Source organism: Klebsiella sp. MPUS7, assembly GCF_009905335.1.
GTDB lineage: Bacteria > Pseudomonadota > Gammaproteobacteria > Enterobacterales > Enterobacteriaceae > Klebsiella > Klebsiella grimontii.
The window spans coordinates 4,288,034-4,306,080 of the sequence record NZ_CP047604.1 but is presented as its reverse complement, the minus strand read 5'-3'; the positions used below and the strand labels follow the sequence as shown (position 1 = coordinate 4,306,080).

Below are 18,047 nucleotides of genomic sequence, written 5' to 3'. Positions count from 1 at the left end.
TTATCGAAGCAAGTTTGCAAGCAGGGTTATGAGGAACCAACATGTCTGAACAACAAGCACAAGGTGCCGATGAGGCAATTGACCTTAATAATGAACTGAAAACCCGTCGTGAAAAACTGGCCGCGCTGCGCGAGCAGGGCGTGGCGTTCCCGAACGACTTTCGCCGTGACCATACTTCCGACCAGCTCCATGCTGAATATGATAGTAGGGAAAACGACGAGCTCACCTCTCTGAACGTCGAGGTCTCCGTGGCTGGGCGCATGATGACCCGCCGTATTATGGGTAAAGCCTCCTTCGTCACCTTACAGGACGTGGGCGGGCGCATTCAGCTGTACGTCGCCCGCGACGATCTGGCGGAAGGGGTCTACAACGAGCAGTTTAAGAAATGGGATCTCGGCGACATCATCGCCGCCCGCGGTAAGCTGTTCAAAACCCAGACCGGCGAACTCTCCATTCACTGCACCGAGCTGCGTCTGCTGACCAAAGCGTTGCGTCCGCTGCCGGACAAGTTTCACGGCCTGCAGGATCAGGAAGCGCGCTATCGCCAGCGCTATCTGGATCTGATCTCCAACGAAGAGTCGCGCCACACCTTCAAGGTGCGTTCGCAGATCCTGGCGACCATGCGTCAGTTCATGGTCGCGCGCGGCTTTATGGAAGTCGAAACGCCGATGATGCAGGTGATCCCCGGCGGCGCCTCCGCGCGTCCGTTTATCACCCATCACAACGCGCTCGATCTGGATATGTATCTGCGCATCGCGCCGGAGCTGTACCTGAAACGGCTGGTGGTCGGCGGCTTCGAACGAGTGTTCGAAATCAACCGTAACTTCCGTAACGAAGGTATCTCCGTGCGCCATAACCCAGAGTTCACCATGATGGAACTCTATATGGCGTATGCGGATTACAAAGATCTGATCGAACTGACCGAATCCCTGTTCCGCACGCTGGCGCAGACCGTACTGGGTAAAACCGAAGTGCCGTATGGCGACCAGGTGTTCGATTTCGGTAAGCCGTTTGAAAAACTGACCATGCGCGAAGCGATCAAGAAATACCGTCCTGAAACCGAGATGGCGGAGCTGGATAACTTCGATGCGGCGAAAGCGCTGGCGGAATCCATCGGCATTCACGTTGAGAAGAGCTGGGGTCTGGGGCGTATCGTCACCGAAATTTTCGACGAAGTGGCGGAAGCGCATCTGATCCAGCCGACCTTTATCACCGAGTATCCGGCGGAAGTATCGCCGCTGGCGCGCCGTAACGACGTGAACCCGGAAATTACCGACCGCTTCGAATTCTTCATCGGCGGACGTGAAATCGGTAATGGCTTTAGCGAGCTGAACGACGCGGAAGACCAGGCCCAGCGTTTTCAGGAGCAGGTCAACGCCAAAGCGGCGGGGGATGATGAAGCGATGTTCTACGACGAAGACTACGTCACCGCGCTGGAGTACGGCCTGCCGCCGACCGCCGGTCTGGGTATCGGTATCGACCGTATGGTGATGCTGTTCACTAACAGCCACACCATCCGCGATGTTATCCTGTTCCCGGCAATGCGTCCGCAGAAATAAATCATGCTGAAACCAGGCCCCTCGTTTATTTGAGCGGGGGGCCTTAATTTCGACGCGTTTATCCCGGCGAGTGATATGGCGAATAAGCTTACTCCGGGCACCTTATGTGCTATAACAGCGCGCATAAAAAACATAAGGTGTTAATTAAATGAAAAAAATAAAATTAATTGTTGGCGGCGTGATCTGTGCAAGTTATTTATTAACGTCAGTATTATCAATGGCAAGTGATAATATAAACAGCAATACCATTCATTTTGATAAAGGCAGCAACGGCACGATAATAAAAAGTACCGTGACCGGCGACGATGTTAATGACTATACGCTGGAGGCGAAAGCCGGCCAGATGATGCATATCGGTATGAACAGCCAGTGGCCGCATCCCTTTTTTAATGTGATTACTCCGGATAATCACGCGATTTTTAACGGTTCGATGAGCGGCGATATTTTTGAACAGCGTCTGGGTGTCAGCGGGAAATATACGGTGCGGGTATATCAGATGGGCGGCGCGCGTGATGAAGGGAAAACCAGCGCCTACGCGCTGACGTTTAAAATTACCGACTAAAATGTGGCGGCTGTCTATTCAGGCTGTCCCGGAGGCGGCGCGTTGCGCCGGTCCGCAGACGGCGGTGAACCCGTAGCCCGGGCAAGGCGCGTTGAGCGCCGCCCCCGGGAGCAGAGCGCAGAGGGTTGCAGTTCGGGCCTGTTCCCGGACTACAGCCCTTCGGTCACGATTTTCGCCGCCGCGGCTAACACCTCTTTGCGGCTTTTCGCATCCTGCTGCGGCTGGGTAAAATAGGTCACTAACACCAGCGGGGCATGATTTTCCGGCCAGATCACCGCGATATCGTTGGTGGTGCCGTAATCTCCGGCGCCGGTTTTATCCCCGACCGCCCAGCTTGCGGGCAGGCCTGCGCGAATGCTTTGCCCGCCGGTGGTATTGCCTTTTAGCCACGTCACTAACTGGGCGCGCTGCTGTTCGCCCAGCGCATTGCCCAGCGTCAGCTTGCGCAGGCTTTCGGCCATCGCCAACGGGGTGGTGGTATCGCGCTTATCGCCGGGTATCGCGCTGTTCAGCGCCGGCTCCGTACGATCGAGACGAAAAGTAACGTCCCCGATGCTCTGGGCGAATGCGGTCACCTTTTCCGGTCCGCCAAGGTAGCTAATCATCTTATTCATCGCGGTATTGTCGCTGTACTGCAGCGCCGCCGCGCTGAGTTCCGCCAGGGTCATTCCGCTTTGCAGATGTTTTTCGGTAATCGGGCTCCAGACCACTAAATCCGATTTTTTAATCTCCAGCCTTTTATTCACCACATCGGGATGGCTTTCGCTCTGCTTTAACACCGCGGCGGCGGCCATCACTTTACCGGTGCTGCACATGGCAAAACGTTCGTCGCCGCGATAAAGGGTTTGCGAATCATCCGCCGTGTTAATCAGCGCCACGCCCAGCCGGCCACCGGACCGTTTTTCTAAATCAGCCAGCTTTTGCTGGATAGCATCGGCACTGGCCCATAATGAACCGCTCGCCAGCAGCAGCGGAACGGCGGCGGCGGCCATCAGGGCGCTTTTACGCCACGAACTTTTCAACATCTCTGACTCCTTGATAGTGATGAGCTGCCCGGACTATCCGCGACTCCCGCGCTTTTGACAAGCACTATGTCGATGATGGAATTCCATCATAAATTCGTTATTCGTCCTCCTCCGCGCCTGCTTATAGTGTCCCTCCCCGGCAAAATAAAATCAGGAGCCGCTATGTTCCCGTCACAGTTACCAAAACCGCGCCACCACGCCGCCTCGGCGATCCCCACGCTGCGCTGGGGGATTATTGGCCCCGGCTGGATTGCCGAGCGCTTTGTGAAATCGTTAAAAGAGCTCAGCCGCCAGCAGGTGGTTGCCGTCTCCTCGCGCACGCAGCAAAAAGCCGACGCCTTTGCCGCCCGCTGGGGGATCCCGCAGGCTTACGCTCAGGTGGATGAGATGCTGGCGCGACCGGATATTGACGCGGTATATATTGCCACGCCGCATAACCACCACTTTACCGACGGGCTGCGTGCGCTGCGGGCGGGCAAACATGTGCTGATTGAAAAGCCGTTTGCGCTGAACCGGCGGGAAGGCGCGGCGCTGAAAGCGGAAGCCGTGAAGCAGGGGACACTGGCGATGGAGGCGATGTGGTGCGACTACGCGCCGAAGTATGACGTGATTCGCCAGCTGCTGGAGGACGGCGTTCTGGGCGACCTGCACACGCTGCTCGCCGATCACGGCGAATTCTTTACCCCGGATCATCGCATTTTTAATGCCGATCTCGCCGGCGGGCCGATGATGGATCTCGGCAGCTATCTGACCTCATTCAGCGTGATGGTCGGCGGCGTACCGCAGGATATTATCGCCCGCGGACGCCCCGCCCAAAGAGGCGTCAACGGGCAGATTTCGATGCTGTTTAACTGGGAAAAGGGCCTCCAGGGATTATTGAACACCACCCTGTTCAGCAACACGCCGGGCGGCGCGGTGGTGGCCGGGCGCGATGCGACTCTTACCCTTGACGGGCAGTTCTACGCGCCGGGGAATTTTACCCTCGCCGCCAGTCAGGGCGGGCAGGTGCTGCATTGGGAGGAGCCGCGCAACCGCTACGACCAGCTGTTTTATCAGGCCGAGCATTTTGCCTGGTGCGTCGGTCAGGGGCTGACGGACTCGCCGATCCGCCCGCTGGCCAGGGTGCTGGAAAACCTGAGCGTGATGGATGAAGTGCGGCGGCAGATTGGCGTGGTATTTAACGAAGAGCGCTAAGCGAAGCGGCCCCGTATGCCGACCGCATACGGGGCTTTTTTACGCCAGCGGTTCGACGCTGACAAATTGCCCCTGCTGCAGCGAGAGCACGGCGGCTTCGGCGATGGCCTGCGCCCGCAGGCCGTCCAGCAGCCCCGGCAGGTCCGCCACCTCTTCTCCGCCTAGCGAGCGGACAAACGCGTCCAGATGCGCGTAGTACGATCCCTCGACGCGGCTGAACCAGTCCGGGTAGAGGCCCGGCTGAATGCGGCGCTCTCCCTGCCACAGCGTGACGCCGCGCGTTGTCTGGCTGCCGGACTCCAGCACGCCATCCGAGCCAAGCAGACTAATGCGCTCATCGTAGCCGTGGCCGGTACGCCGGGTGTTGTCCAGCTGCGCCATTGCGCCGCCGCGCATCCGCAGCATCAGAATGGAAGTATCGACATCGTCGAATTCAGCAATTTCCGCCAGCGCCAGCGCATCCCCCATGGCGGCGACGGTTGTCACTTCATCACCGGTAAGAAAGCGCAGCAGGTCAAAGAAGTGAATCGCCTGGTCGCGCATCTGGCCGCCGGAGCTGCGCAGATATTCCAGCGGCGGCATAATCGATGCCCGACACACCATCTGCACCAGTTCTATTTTGCCAATCACCCCGGCCTCGATCTCCCGGCGCAGCTGCTGGTGGCTGGCGTCGAAGCGGCGGTTAAAGCCAACGGTCACCGGTACCCCGAGCGGCAGCACTTTCTCGACGACCTGGCGGGCGCGGGCCAGCGAAAGATCGATCGGTTTTTCGCAGTAGACCGCTTTCCCGGCGCGGGCGGCAGCCTCCAGCAGCGCCGCGTGTGAAGGCGTCGAGCTGGCGATCAGTACCGCGTCAATGGCGTCGCTATTGATGGCCTCGGCGACGGTTACCGCCCGCGCGCCGTAGCGGGACGCCAGCGCTTTCGCCCGTTCGGGGTCGGCGTCAGCCACCATGGACAGAACGGTTCGCTCATGGCGAGCGAGGCTGGCGGCGTGAACCTGGCCGATAAAACCGCTGCCCAACAAGGCAAAACGAATGCAGGTCATTTTTTTCTCCAGAAAGAGGGATTCAGCGTTGCCAAAGTAATCCGTTTGCTACACTGACCGACACACGCGTTTTGATGGATTTCCATCATGGGGGAAACGATGAAAAGCATGTCGCTGGAGGCGCTGGCTAAACGGATTGGCGTGGGCGTAGCAACCGTTGACCGGGTGCTTAACGAACGCGGCGGCGTGTCGCCGGAAACCACGCGTAAGGTGCTGCAGGCCGCGCGGGGAGCCGGGCTGAAGCGCATTCTGCCGGAAGAGCGCCGTCTCCCGTGGCAAATAGAAGTGTTTCTCAGCGGTAACGATTCGCGCTTTTTCACCCGCCTGACGCAGGATTTCGCCGACGTGGCGGATAGCCTTGGCTATCGCCGACTGACGCTGCACCGTACGCTGGTGGCGGAGTCCGCGCCGGAAAAGCTGGCGAAAAGCATTATCCGCAGCAGCAAAAAGCGCCATGCGCTGATTGTCTTTGGCAACGAACATCCGCTGGTCTACGAGGCTTTGCGCCAGTGCCGCGAGGCGAACGTGCCGGTGATTACGCTGGTTACCGATCTGCCCGGCGCGCAAAGGCTTTGCCACGTCGGCATCGATCAGCAGCAGGCTGGCCGCACCGCGGGCAGGATGATGGGATTAATGGCGCATCGGCCTGGAGAAGTGCTGATGCTCAGCGGACGCCAGGACTTCAGCGCCCATCGTTTGCGTATTCAGGGATTCCGCGAGGTGATAACCCAGCGCTTTCCGCATCTGCAGCTCGGCGAGGTGCTGGCGGGGGAGGACAACCGGCAGCGGATCGACCGCCTGCTGGAAGAGGCCCTGCGCCGCAACCGCGACGTGGTGGGCATCTACAATACCGGGCTGGGCAACACGCAGGTGGCGCAGGCGCTGGCTCGCCACCGCCGCTACGGCGAGTGCTGTTGGATCACCCATGAACGTTACCGAACCACCCGTGAACAGCTGGCGCAGGGCGGAATGGCGTTGACGATCGATCAGCATGCCCATCAGCATGCCCGCCTGGCGGTGGAGCTGGCTCTGCGTCACCTGGAAACCGGCTATCAGCCGCATCTCTTTAGCGACGGCAAGGTCGAATTTATCCTTTACAGCGCTGAAAACGTCGACTGAACGCTCGCGGTCCGCGGGACAATATCCCCTTTTAACCCCGTATCTGATACCCCGTTTCATACCGCTGCCGCTATCGGCGCGCCGCGCGGCAAACCGTCGGCTGCCTCTCATTTTTTGCGCGTTTATGCGTCAATGTTAGATGTGTGTCAAAGTTCTGTTAACGTGTAGTTTTAAAATTTTCATTTCAGTTATTTACTTATAAAAGTTTCATATGCGTTGTTAATGAAATAAATGGTCTGGAATTTTTCTTTCGCGACAAATGGACTGATGTTTCAAAAAACCATTTTAAAACAACTGAATTTTGTGATTTCGATCACCCGTGAAAAAGGCGCCAGCGCGCAGGCCGTTTTTTCGAAAAGCTGAAAAAGCAGGCGCTTAGCGCACGATTAATGAAACTATTTTTTCATTTTACCTTACCTAACCGATGCACCTGAAAATAAAGGATCAACTATGAACATCAAGAAAACGGTTGTTGCCTCTTTGATAGCCTGCATGCTGCCAGCGGTCGTGATGGCGAAAGATATTTCGGTCGGTGTTTCGATGGCGCTTTTCGATGACAACTTCCTGACGATTCTGCGCACCGCCATGCAAAAAGAGATGCAAAAAGACGGCGTTAAGGCGCAGGTGGAAGATGCCAAAGGCGACGTCTCCCAGCAGCTACAGCAGGTACAGAACTTTATTGGCCAGGGCGTCGACGCGATTATCGTCAACCCGGTGGATACCAACGCGGTCAAACCGATTATGGACCAGGCGACCAAAGCGGGCATTCCGCTGATCTTTGTTAACCGCCGCCCGCAGGCGCAGCTGACCGACAAAATGGCCTACGTCGGCTCCGACTCGGTGCTGGCGGGGCGCTTACAGATGGAAGCGTTAGCCAAAGCGATGAACGGCAAAGGGAACGTCGCCATTCTGCTCGGCGACCTGGCGAATGAATCGACCCGTGACCGCACCAAAGGCGTCGAAGAGGTGGTGGCGAAGTACCCGGATATCAAAATCGTGCAGAAGCAGACCGCTAAATTTACCCGTAACGACGCCGTTGACGTGGTCAGCAACTGGATGACCAGCGGCGAAGACATTCAGGCCATCGCCTCCAACAACGATGAAATGGCGATCGGCGCGCTGCAGGCGCTGGGTAAAAACCCGAACCATATCCTGATTGCCGGCGTGGACGGGACGCCCGATGCCCTGCAAATGCTCAAAAACGGCAAAATGATCGCCACGATTTTCCAGGATGCCAAAGGGCAGGGCGAAGGCGCGGTGGATGCCGCCATTAAGCTGGCCAACGGCGAGAAAGTGGAAAAGATCATTGACGTCCCTTACCAGCTGATCACCAAAGACAACATGGCTGAGTTCGTCAATCGCAACCAGAAATAGTCGCTCAGGGTACGGAGGTGAAGTATGAACGCTTTTGCACTTGAAGCCGAAGGGATCAGCAAATTCTTCCCCGGCGTGAAGGCGCTCGACAACGTCTCATTACGCGTGCGCCCGGGGACGGTGCACGCGCTGATGGGCGAAAACGGCGCCGGAAAATCCACGCTGATGAAATGCCTTATCGGGATCTACCGTCCCGATAAGGGCGCGATCCGCGTTAAAGGGGAGCCGGTCCAGTTTCAGGATACGATGGACGCGCTGCGCTCCGGGATCTCGATGATCCACCAGGAGCTGAACCTGGTGCCGCACATGACGGTGGCGGAAAATATCTGGCTCGGCCGCGAGCCGATGAAATATGGTTTTGTCGATCATCGCCAGCTTGCCCGTCAGACGCAGGATCTGCTGGATAAATTGAATATCCGATTATCCGCCGACCGGCTGGTGGGGGAGTTAAGTATCGCCTCCCAGCAGATGGTGGAAATTGCCAAAGCGGTTTCGTGGAACGCGGATATTGTGATTATGGATGAGCCGACCTCGGCGTTAACCGAGAGCGAAGTGGCGCATCTGTTTACCATTATTCGCGATTTACGCCAGCAGGGAAAAGCCATTATCTATATCAGCCATAAAATGGATGAGATTTTCGCGATTACCGATGAGATCAGCGTATTTCGCGACGGCACCTGGGTCGGCAGTAAACAGACCACCGAGTTTACCCGCCAGTCGCTGATTACCCAGATGGTCGGCCGGGAGCTCACCCAGCTCTTTCCCAAGTTCAATAACGCTATTGGCGAAGAGGTGCTGACCGTCCGCAATCTATCGCGCAAGGGGGCGTTTCACGATATCAACTTTAGCGTCCGCCGCGGCGAAATCCTCGGCGTGGCGGGGCTGGTGGGAGCCGGGCGCAGCGAAGTGATGGAGAGCCTGTTCGGCATGGAGAAAGCCGATAGCGGCGAAGTGCTGATTGATGGGATGCCGGTCAATATTGATTCGCCTTCGACGGCGATTGAGAAAGGGATGGCGTTGCTGACGGAAGACCGGAAAAAGTCCGGGCTGTTTCTCGTGCTGTCGGTGCTGGAGAATATGAGCATCGTCAAAATGCCGGAATATATCGGTAAAACCGGCTTTGTTCAGCACCTCAAAATGGCCGAAGACTGCATGGAGCAGATCCGCCGCCTGAATATTAAAACCCCCACCATGGATCAGATTATTAATAACCTCAGCGGCGGTAATCAGCAGAAGGTACTGATTGCCCGCTGGCTGCTGGCGCAGCCGAAAATACTGATCCTCGATGAGCCGACGCGCGGAATCGACGTCGGGGCAAAAGCGGAAATTTACCATCTGATCAGCGAGCTGGCCAACCGCGGCGTGGCGGTGATTATGGTCTCTTCAGAATTACCTGAGATTCTCGGGATGAGCGATCGGGTGATGGTTATGCATGAAGGGCGTATTACCGGCATCCTCGATAAAGAGGACGCCGACCAGGAAACCATTTTGTCGTTGGCATCCCACTGAGGCACAGAGAATGAGCAATATGAAAATAACGGCAACCCCGGTCACTGAGAAACCCTCTTTCTTTGGGCAATTACGCCACCGGCTGCCGAAAGATACCGGGATATTTATCGTCATGCTGGTGATTGCCCTGACTTTTGAAATTGCCGGCTGGTACGTCCGCGACCAGTCCTTTTTATTAAACACCAATCGCCTGATATTAATTGTTTTACAGGTAGCGATTATCGGTATTATCGCGGTCGGGGTCACCCAGGTCATTATTACCACCGGCATTGATCTCTCCTCCGGGTCGGTGATCGCGCTCGCCGCCGTGGTGGCGGCAAGCCTTGCGCAAACCTCCGATAGCCTGTCGCCGATGTTCCCGTCGCTGGTCAATATGCCGGCGATTATCCCGATTGGCGCCGGTATCGGCGTCGGCCTGCTGTGCGGCTTAACCAACGGCTTTCTGGTGACCCGCACCGGCATCCCGCCGTTTATCGCGACGCTTGGGATGATGGTGTCGGCGCGCGGTCTGGCGCAGTATTACACTCAGGGCAACCCCATCAGCTTCTTATCCGACAGCTTTACCGCCATCGGCCAGGGGGCGATGCCGGTGATTATTTTCTTCGTCGTCGCCGCGGTGTTCCATATTGCCCTGAAGCATACTCGCTACGGTAAATACGTTTACGCTATCGGCGGTAACATGACGTCGGCCAAGGTCTCCGGTATCAACGTGAATAAATACCTGGTGATCGTCTATGCCATCGCCGGGGCGCTCTCCGGCCTCGCGGGCGTGGTGCTGGCGGCGCGCGTCAGCAGCGGGCAGTCGAGCATGGGCATGTCCTACGAGCTGGATGCTATCGCCGCGGCGGTTATCGGCGGCAGCAGCCTGATGGGCGGGGTGGGGCGCATCACCGGGACCTTAATCGGCGCGATGATCCTCGGCCTGATTAAAAGCGGTTTTACCTTTGTCGGCGTCGACGCCTACGTGCAGGATATTATCAAAGGCATCATTATCGTCGCGGCGGTGACTATCGATATGCGCCGCAACCGCAAAAAGCATTAATCGGCAATAGCCCACGGCCTGTACTGCCGTGGGCCATGTCGCGTTTATGCCGCGCCGCAAGCGGACTCATCCGCGGCAAGACGTAAACTGTTGAGCAGCACGTTCGCCCCTTTCTCCGCCCATTCCGGCAGAATGTTCTCCGCTTCGTTATGGCTAATGCCCTTCTCGCAGGGAATGAAAATCATGCTGGCGGGCGCGACCTTGCTGATATAGCAGGTATCATGCCCGGCGCCGGAAACTATGGTTCGCGCGCTGTAGCCCAACGTTTCCGCCGCCCGCTGGCTGCGCGCCAGGCATCCGGCATCAAAGGTAATGGGCGCGTAATCAAAAATACGCTCGACGTTTGCCGTCACGCCGCGCGCCGCCAGCGCTTCAGCAGCGCGATGCAGTTCCCGTTCCATGGCTTCCAGCGCCGGGGATTGCGGATGACGAAACTCGACGCTGCACGCCACGCGTCCCGGCACCACGTTGCGCGAGCCCGGTATCACCTGCGCCATCCCAATAGTCGCGCGCCCGTCGGGATTATGGGCGATACCGATATGCTCCACCGCCAGCGCCAACTCGGCGAAAGCGGTCAGCGCGTCGCGGCGGCTGCCCATCGGCGTGGTGCCTGCGTGGGCGGAAAAGCCCTCCAGGGTGACGTTGAACCAGCGCTGGCCCATTGCCGCGTGAACGAGGCCGATATCAACGCCTTCTTCTTCCAGAATCGGCCCCTGTTCGATATGCACTTCGTAGCAGGCGTGGAGCGGGAAGGCGGCGGCCGGACATTCCCCGCGATAGCCGATAGCCTCCAGCGCCGCGCCGACGCTGATGCCGTCGCGGTCTATACGGGCGAGGGCGAAATCTTCGCTAAACTGCCCGGCCCACACGCCGGATGCCAGCATCGCCGGGGCAAAGCGCGCACCCTCTTCGTTGGTCCAGTTCACCAGCACGATATCGCGTTCGGTCTCAATGCCGCGATCGTTCAGCGTGCGCAGCGCCTCCAGCCCGGCGAGGACGCCGTAAATGCCGTCATAGCGGCCGCCGAGCGGCTGGGAGTCGATGTGGGAACCGGTCAGCACCGGGGCTAACTGCGAATTTTTACCGGCGCGGCGAATAAACATATTGCCCATGCTGTCGACTTCGCAGGGAAAGCCGGCTTCCCGCGCCCACTGGCGCAGCAGGTCGCGCGCCTGACGATCCTCTTCGCTGAGCGCCAGCCGGGTCACGCCGCCTGCCGGCGTGGCGCCGAGCAGCGCCATCTCGTTGAGCGTCGACCACAGACGTGCGCCGTTGACGGTTATCATGACTTGTCCTTTTGCACGCGATAGCGGAAGTCACAGCACTTACCGCCCTCCATGATGGTGGTGGTGCGGGTCAGCTCCACGTCCGGGGCGTAGCCGACGATAAATTTATCGTCGCGGGCGCAAGAGAGCAGGTGGCCAATCTCGCCGAGGCCCATTTCGTGATACATCTCGGCGTAGCGGCAGCGGTTTACGTTGTAGTTATACTGCTGGTCGTCGGCGTCCAGCACCGTGACCTCCAGGGCATTATCTTTCTCCCACAGATACTGCAGCGCGACAAAGCTGCGAATATCCGCGCCGTCAGGCTCCTGGCGGGCAAACGCTTTTCCCGCCTCAATGGCGGCGTTTTCAATCGCTTCGCCGATGATCGCCTGGGCGCGAGCCTTACCTATCTCGCGTACCAGGATGTCGTAAATCGGCTTGATTATTTCTGCTTCAATTTTGCGGCGGGCGAGAATGCCCAGCTCATTATGATCACTCATCACATTGCCTCACTGCGTTACTTCGTTGTTGCGCCGCCGAGTACGGTTTGCGGCTGCCATTTGCCCTCGACGACTTTATAAACGGTAAAGGTTGGCGATTTCAGGTTGCCCTCTTTATCAAAGGCGATTTGTCCGGTCACGCCGGCGTAGTTAATGGCGCGCAGGGCGGGCAGATAGTCGGCGGGATCGACGGAGTCGGATTTTTCCATCGCCGCGACCAGCACGCGGGTAGCGTCATAGGCGAACGGCGCGTGCAGTTCGATATGGGTGTGATAGCGCGACTGGTAGGCCTGCTCGAAGGCTTTACCGCCCGGCATCCGCTCGACCGGCAGTCCCGGCTCCAGCGCCACCACGCCGTCGCCCTCTTTCTGCGCCAGCTGGAGGAAGGTCTGGCTAACGAAGCCACCTGCGCCCATCAGGGTAGCGTTCATGCCCAGCTGTTTGATGCGGCGCGCCAGCGGGGCGGCCTGACTATCGACGCCGCCAAAGAAAATCAGGTCGGCGTTTTTGCTGCGGATCGCGGTCAGCACGGCGCTGAAGTCGACGGTTTTGTCATCGACGTACTGGCGATCGACGATATTGATTCCCTGTGCTTCCAGCGACTTAATAAACTCATCCGCCAGCCCCTGGCCGAAGGCGGTACGGTCATCGATGACCGCGATGCGTTTGGCCTTCAGGGTTTGTACCGCGTACTGTCCGGCAAACTGGCCGCCGTCATCGTCGTGGCCCATCACGCGGAAGCTGGTGTCGAAGCCCTGTTTGGTGTAGGCGTGCCCGGTGGCGACCGGCGCGACCTGGGCGATGCCCGCATCGTGGTAAACCCGCGCAGCGGGAATGCTGGTGCCGGTATTCCAGTGGCCGACGACGCCCGCGACGCCGCTGTCCACCAGACGCTGGGCGACGGCAACGGCGGTGCGTGGGTCGGACTGATCGTCTTCCGACTGCAGCTTGAAGGTTACCGCCTTGCCGCCGATGGTCGGGTGCTGCTTGTTGATATCGTCAATCGCCAGCTGCGCGCCGTTTTCCAGATCCTTGCCGATACGCGCGGAAGGGCCGGTGAGCGGGCCAGCCAGGCCGATAATCACGGTTTCGCTGGCCGCGGACCACGCGGCGGATGAGGCAAAACCACTGAGCAGAATAGCGGCGCTGAGCGCGCTGATTTTTACGGTTTTCATTGTTTTTCCCTGATGCTGGTTGGTGTGTTAAACGGACATTTCGCCCAAATAAATCTGTGCAATACGATCGTCGGCCAGCAGCGTCTGCGACGGACCGCGCTCGACGATGCTGCCGCTATCCATTACCCAGGCGCTGTCGGTCGCCTCCAGCGCCAGGCGTGCGTTCTGCTCGATCAGCAGCAGCGCGACGCCGCGCTGGCGCAGGGTGGCGATAACGCGAAAAATGTTCTCGACCATCAGCGGCGCCAGGCCCATTGACGGCTCGTCGAGGATCAGCAGGCGCGGCTGGCTGAGCAGGGCGCGGTTGAGCGCCAGCAGTTGCTGTTCACCGCCGGAGAGCAGCCCCGCCAGCTGATGCTGGCGTTCGGCGAGGCGCGGGAAATTAGCGAAGATGGCGCCCATCTCCTGCTTTACCGCCGCCGCGTCGCGTCGGAGCCAGGCGCCCATTTGCAGGTTTTCCAGCACCGTCATGCGGGCAAAGATGCCGCGTCCTTCCGGCACCATCACCAGTCCTTCGCGCAGCAGGGATTCGGCCCGACGTTTGCGGATCGGCTTGCCGTTAAACAAAATTTCACCGCTAAAGGGTTCCAGCCCGGTAATGGCGCGGACGGTGGAGCTTTTGCCCGCGCCGTTGGCGCCGATAAGCGTGGTCTGCTCGCCCTCTTTAACGCTGAATGAGACGTCGCGCACCGCCTGGATGCCGCCGTAGTGAATGCTAAGCTGGTTGACGGTTAATAAATCAGACATGGATATTGCCTCCCAGCCAGGCGGCGATCACCGCCGGATCGCGGCGTACGGTATCCGGCGTGCCGCTGGTTAACGTTTTGCCGTAATCCAGCACCATCAGGCGATCGCAGATCCCCATTACCAGCTTGACGTCATGCTCAATCATCAGCAGCGTTTTGCCGTCGTCACGAATGCGCAGCAGCAGTTCGCCAAGGGCCATCTTCTCGGCGGCGTTCATTCCGGCCGCCGGTTCATCCAGCGCCAGCAGGCGCGGTTCGGTGGCCAGCGCGCGGGCAATCTCCAGCCGCCGCTGGTGACCGTAGGCGAGGTCGCAGGCGCGATAGTGGGCGAACTGCGAGATGCCGGTATAGTCCAGCAGGTGCCAGGCCAGCTCGCGGGTTTGCGTCTCCTCGGCGCGGGCGCGTTTATGACGGGAGATCGCGGCCCACAGGCCGTTGCGGGTGCGGACGTGGCGGCCCACCATAACGTTCTCCAGTACCGACATGTTGTTAAACAGCCGCACGTTCTGGAAGGTGCGGGCGATGCCCGCGGCGGTCACTTTCTCAATATTGCTCGGAAAATAGGCTTCGCCACCGATAGCGAACTCGCCGCTGTCCGCCGGGTAGAGGCCGGTAATCAGGTTAAAGCAGGTGGTTTTCCCCGCGCCGTTGGGGCCGATCAGGCCGTAGATTTCACCCTGATTAATACTCAGCGATACGTTGTCGACCGCCGTCAGACCGCCGAAACGCTTCGTCATATGGCATACGCTTAACAGGCTCATGCTTTCGCTCCTTGATGTCGCGCGGGCCAGATGCCCTGCGGGCGCAGAAGCATGACCAGCACCAGCGCCAGGCCGTAGAACAGCTGGCGCAGCACTTCCGGGTCAATCAGCACTTCGCCAAACAGCGCCTGCTGTACCGGCGCCGCCTGGCTGCGCAGCAGCTCCGGCAGCGCGGTCAGCAGCACCGCGCCGAGGATCACGCCGGGGATATGCCCCATCCCGCCCAGCACCACCATCGCCAGCACCGCAATCGACTCCTGCAGGGTAAAGGATTCCGGCGAAACGAAGCCCTGAAATGCGCCGAACAGCGCGCCCGCCACGCCGCCGAATGAGGCGCCGATAGCGAAAGCCAGCAGTTTGTAGTTACGCAGGTTGATGCCCATCGCCCGGGCGACGTCTTCATCCTCGCGGATGGCGTGCCAGGCGCGGCCAATGCGCGAATGCTGCAGCCGCAGGCAGACGAAAATAATCGCCACAATCACCAGCATCAGAAGGTAGTACCACAGCCACAGCGCCGGGACTTTAAAGCCGAACCAGTGATAAACGCCGCTAAACTTGAGGCCGAACAGATTCAGCGAATCGACCCCGGAGATGCCTTTTGCGCCGTTGGTGATGTTGACCGGACGGTCGAGGTTGCGCATCAGGATGCGGATAATTTCGCCGAACCCGAGGGTGACAATCGCCAGATAGTCGCCGCGCAGCTTCAGCGTCGGCGCGCCCAGCACGATACCGCAGCCTGCCGCCACCAGCGCGGCGAGCGGAATAATCACCAGCCAGGAGGTGTGCAGGCCGTCCGGAAACCAACTATTTAAAATCGGGAAGACGTCCAGCAGATGCGGAGAAGCCAGCAGCGCTGCCAAATACGCGCCGACGGCGTAAAAGGCGATAAAGCCCATATCCAGCAGGCCGGTATAGCCGACCACAATATTCAGCCCCAGCGCCAGCATAACGTAGAGCAGGGCGAAGTCGATGACCCGCACCCAGTAGTTGCCGCCGAGCTGGCTGGCGACCATCGGCGCCACCAGCAGCGCGCAGACCAACAGGGTCATCCCGGACCAGAAGCGGCGGGAGACGGCAGGCGTATCGAGTTGTAGCGTTGTCATGATTTTTCTCCTAAGCCCGGTGCGCGACGCGTTCGCCGAGCAAACCGGCCGGGCGGAAGACCAGCACCAGGATCAGCACCATAAAGGCGAAGATATCCTGGTAGTTGCTGCCGAAGACGCCGTGGGTCAGGTCGCCGAGATAGCCCGCTCCGAGGGATTCGATAAGCCCCAGCAGCAGGCCGCCGATCATCGCGCCGCGAATATTGCCGATGCCGCCGAGCACCGCGGCGGTAAAGGCTTTAATGCCGGGCAGAAAGCCCATGGAGAAACCAGCGCTGCCGTAGTTGCTGGCCATCATCACGCCAGCCAGCGCGGCGAATACGCCGCCGATGGCGAAAGTGAGGGCGATAATCGCGTTAGGGTTAACGCCCATTAGCGTAGCGATGCGTGGATTTTCCGCTACCGCGCGCATACCGCGGCCTAAGCGGGTGTATTCCACCAGCAGCCACAGGCCAAGCATCACCGTGAGGGCCAGCGCGACGGTGACGATACCGGTGACGGTAATGAGAGCCGGAGGATGCGCTGCGCTGCCGTGGGTCACGGCGATCGGATCCATTGGCAGGATCTGCGGGAACATCAGCGGATTGCGCGACCAGACGATCATCGCCACGGTTTGCAGCAGCACCGAGACGCCGATCCCGGAGATCAGCGGCGCCAGGCGCGGGGCGTTGCGCAGGCGGCGGTAGGCAAAGCGTTCGACCGCCATCGCCAGCAGGGCGCAGACCGTCATGGCCAGCAGCAGCGCCAGCCCGAGCTGCGCCAGCGGCGGCAGAGTGGGGAAATGCGCGTTCAGGGCGTGCATCCCGGAAAGGGTGGTCAACGCGCCGACCATCAGAATGTCGCCGTGGGCAAAGTTAATAATGCGCAGGATGCCGTACACCATGGTATAGCCGAGCGCGATCAGGGCGTAGATGCTGCCGAGCATGACCCCGTTGATGATTTGTTGTATGAGTGTGTCCAACTGATTGTTCCGACAAGATGCTCAAATAATAGCTACCATCCAACAAATGAATTAAATTGTAAAATACGCATATATTCTTTCTTATTATAAATGTGTGGTTAACTAACGTTATGATTTTAAATATAATTTAATAAATCGCTGGATAGCGTAATGCGCTAAGAAAATCAATATATGAAAAAAACAGAACAATCGGAGGCGCCGGGTAGCTGGTCGCAGAGTACTTTGGTAAACGATCCGCCGCTGCGGGCGGTGCGCGCCTTCGAGGCGATCGCGCGCCTCGGCAGCGTAACCCTGGCGGCGCAGGAGCTGGCGATATCGCCCTCGGCGGTTAGCCATCAGCTCAAAGTGCTGGAAGGCTATTTGCAGATCCCGCTCACCGAACGTCAGGGGCGACGGCTGACCCTCAGCCAGCAGGGGCGGGAGTATTATCGCTCGATCCGCGCGGCGTTTAACGTGCTGCGCCAGGCCACCGAGCATCTGGTCGAGCAGGTGCAAACCCAGCAGGTGACGATCAGCCTGATCCCGCTGTTTGGCATGGGTTGGTTTATTCCCCGCCTGCCGTCATTCGTGCACGCCAATCCGCATACCGAAATCAACGTGGTCTACGCCAACCATCGCAACTATCTTAGCGACGCTTCCGATATGTCGATCCGCTTTGGCAACGGTCACTGGGTGGGCTATCAAAGCGAAAAGCTGATTTCCGGCAAAATGGTGCCGGTATGCAGCCAGGCCTTTTTACGCCTGCACGGGCATATTGATACCCCGGAACAGCTGTTGCAGATGCCGCTGCTGCACGACGAGGAGCGCACGACCTGGAATCAGTGGTTTGTGCAGCAGGGAGTGAAGCGCCCGCCGCGCTCGACCGGGCCATTATTTGAGGATGGCCTGTTGACCCTCGCGGGCGTGCAGGCCGGGCTGGGCTGCGCGCTCATGCGCGAGCCGCTGATCGCTCCCTATCTGAAGAGCGGCGAGTTGGTGAAAATCTTCGATGCGGCAATTGATGATGGCCGGGACTATTATCTTTGCGTACGTCAGGATAGTGATATGACCCCCAACGGTAAGCTATTGCAGAGCTGGCTACGCCAGCAGGCCCTCGGTTGATATT

17 protein-coding genes are annotated in these 18,047 nt (G+C 59.0%); 8 read left to right on the top strand and 9 right to left on the bottom strand.

Going from position 1 to position 18,047, the window contains the following annotated elements; genetic code table 11:
- The first annotated feature begins 41 nt into the window (after window positions 1-41).
- Together lysS and GUC22_RS20115 are read left to right on the top strand one after the other, a co-directional pair.
- Window positions 42-1,559, top strand: a complete 1,518-nt coding sequence (gene lysS / locus GUC22_RS20120) for a lysine--tRNA ligase (RefSeq protein ID WP_101868566.1) — start codon at window positions 42-44, stop codon at window positions 1,557-1,559.
- Between the two features lie 148 nt (window positions 1,560-1,707).
- A complete protein-coding gene (locus tag GUC22_RS20115; protein ID WP_004130120.1) occupies window positions 1,708-2,121 on the top strand; it encodes a hypothetical protein in 414 nt (137 codons plus the stop codon).
- Window positions 2,122-2,270: 149 nt separating this feature from the next.
- On the opposite strand, the gene GUC22_RS20110 is transcribed toward GUC22_RS20115, so the two are convergent.
- Entirely contained in the window at window positions 2,271-3,146 is an 876-nt protein-coding gene (locus tag GUC22_RS20110; RefSeq protein ID WP_063864556.1) for an extended-spectrum class A beta-lactamase OXY-6-1, read from the bottom strand.
- A 162-nt stretch (window positions 3,147-3,308) separates the two neighbouring features.
- Here GUC22_RS20110 and GUC22_RS20105 point away from each other — a divergent pair, with 162 nt between their 5' ends.
- Window positions 3,309-4,340 (top strand): Gfo/Idh/MocA family protein, encoded by a 1,032-nt coding sequence (locus GUC22_RS20105; RefSeq protein WP_098066348.1) that lies wholly within the window; start codon window positions 3,309-3,311, stop codon window positions 4,338-4,340.
- 39 nt (window positions 4,341-4,379) lie between these two features.
- Here the strand turns inward: GUC22_RS20105 and GUC22_RS20100 are convergent, their stop codons facing one another.
- Window positions 4,380-5,387 (bottom strand): Gfo/Idh/MocA family oxidoreductase, encoded by a 1,008-nt coding sequence (locus GUC22_RS20100; protein ID WP_024358906.1) that lies wholly within the window; start codon window positions 5,385-5,387, stop codon window positions 4,380-4,382.
- A gap of 99 nt (window positions 5,388-5,486) precedes the next feature.
- Here GUC22_RS20100 and GUC22_RS20095 point away from each other — a divergent pair, with 99 nt between their 5' ends.
- The 4 genes from GUC22_RS20095 (at window position 5,487) to GUC22_RS20080 (ending at window position 10,431) form a co-directional block, all read left to right on the top strand.
- Complete coding sequence (locus tag GUC22_RS20095; protein ID WP_024358905.1) at window positions 5,487-6,506, top strand: LacI family DNA-binding transcriptional regulator; 1,020 nt, start codon at window positions 5,487-5,489, stop codon at window positions 6,504-6,506.
- Between the two features lie 450 nt (window positions 6,507-6,956).
- Window positions 6,957-7,880, top strand: coding sequence for a sugar ABC transporter substrate-binding protein (locus tag GUC22_RS20090; RefSeq protein WP_004848507.1), 924 nt, complete (start codon window positions 6,957-6,959; stop codon window positions 7,878-7,880).
- A 24-nt stretch (window positions 7,881-7,904) separates the two neighbouring features.
- Entirely contained in the window at window positions 7,905-9,389 is a 1,485-nt protein-coding gene (locus tag GUC22_RS20085; protein ID WP_004130130.1) for a sugar ABC transporter ATP-binding protein, read from the top strand.
- 19 nt (window positions 9,390-9,408) lie between these two features.
- A complete protein-coding gene (locus GUC22_RS20080) occupies window positions 9,409-10,431 on the top strand; it encodes an ABC transporter permease (protein WP_171016429.1) in 1,023 nt (340 codons plus the stop codon).
- 44 nt (window positions 10,432-10,475) lie between these two features.
- On the opposite strand, the gene GUC22_RS20075 is transcribed toward GUC22_RS20080, so the two are convergent.
- The 7 genes from GUC22_RS20075 to GUC22_RS20045 are packed head-to-tail and all read right to left on the bottom strand — an operon-like array spanning window position 10,476 to window position 16,906.
- A complete protein-coding gene (locus GUC22_RS20075) occupies window positions 10,476-11,717 on the bottom strand; it encodes a Zn-dependent hydrolase (RefSeq protein WP_160183741.1) in 1,242 nt (413 codons plus the stop codon).
- Window positions 11,714-12,196 (bottom strand): L-2-amino-thiazoline-4-carboxylic acid hydrolase, encoded by a 483-nt coding sequence (locus tag GUC22_RS20070; protein WP_049132060.1) that lies wholly within the window; start codon window positions 12,194-12,196, stop codon window positions 11,714-11,716. The genes GUC22_RS20075 and GUC22_RS20070 overlap by 4 nt, the downstream gene beginning before the upstream one ends.
- A gap of 17 nt (window positions 12,197-12,213) precedes the next feature.
- On the bottom strand, window positions 12,214-13,371 hold the full coding sequence (locus GUC22_RS20065; protein ID WP_049132059.1) for a branched-chain amino acid ABC transporter substrate-binding protein: 1,158 nt from the start codon (window positions 13,369-13,371) through the stop codon (window positions 12,214-12,216).
- Between the two features lie 27 nt (window positions 13,372-13,398).
- Window positions 13,399-14,118: an ABC transporter ATP-binding protein gene (locus GUC22_RS20060; protein WP_148854906.1), complete on the bottom strand. Its 720-nt coding sequence runs from the start codon at window positions 14,116-14,118 to the stop codon at window positions 13,399-13,401.
- Complete coding sequence (locus GUC22_RS20055) at window positions 14,111-14,878, bottom strand: ABC transporter ATP-binding protein (RefSeq protein WP_004135277.1); 768 nt, start codon at window positions 14,876-14,878, stop codon at window positions 14,111-14,113. Before GUC22_RS20055 ends, GUC22_RS20060 begins: the two co-directional genes overlap by 8 nt.
- Window positions 14,875-15,981: a branched-chain amino acid ABC transporter permease gene (locus tag GUC22_RS20050; protein WP_004135278.1), complete on the bottom strand. Its 1,107-nt coding sequence runs from the start codon at window positions 15,979-15,981 to the stop codon at window positions 14,875-14,877. Before GUC22_RS20050 ends, GUC22_RS20055 begins: the two co-directional genes overlap by 4 nt.
- Window positions 15,982-15,991: 10 nt before the next feature.
- Window positions 15,992-16,906: a branched-chain amino acid ABC transporter permease gene (locus tag GUC22_RS20045; RefSeq protein WP_223226917.1), complete on the bottom strand. Its 915-nt coding sequence runs from the start codon at window positions 16,904-16,906 to the stop codon at window positions 15,992-15,994.
- Window positions 16,907-17,113: 207 nt separating this feature from the next.
- Between GUC22_RS20045 and GUC22_RS20040 the strand changes: the two genes are divergently transcribed.
- Window positions 17,114-18,043 carry a LysR substrate-binding domain-containing protein gene (locus tag GUC22_RS20040; RefSeq protein ID WP_004135280.1) on the top strand — a complete coding sequence of 310 codons (930 nt, stop codon included), beginning with the start codon at window positions 17,114-17,116 and terminating at the stop codon, window positions 18,041-18,043.
- Window positions 18,044-18,047: the final 4 nt, after the last annotated feature.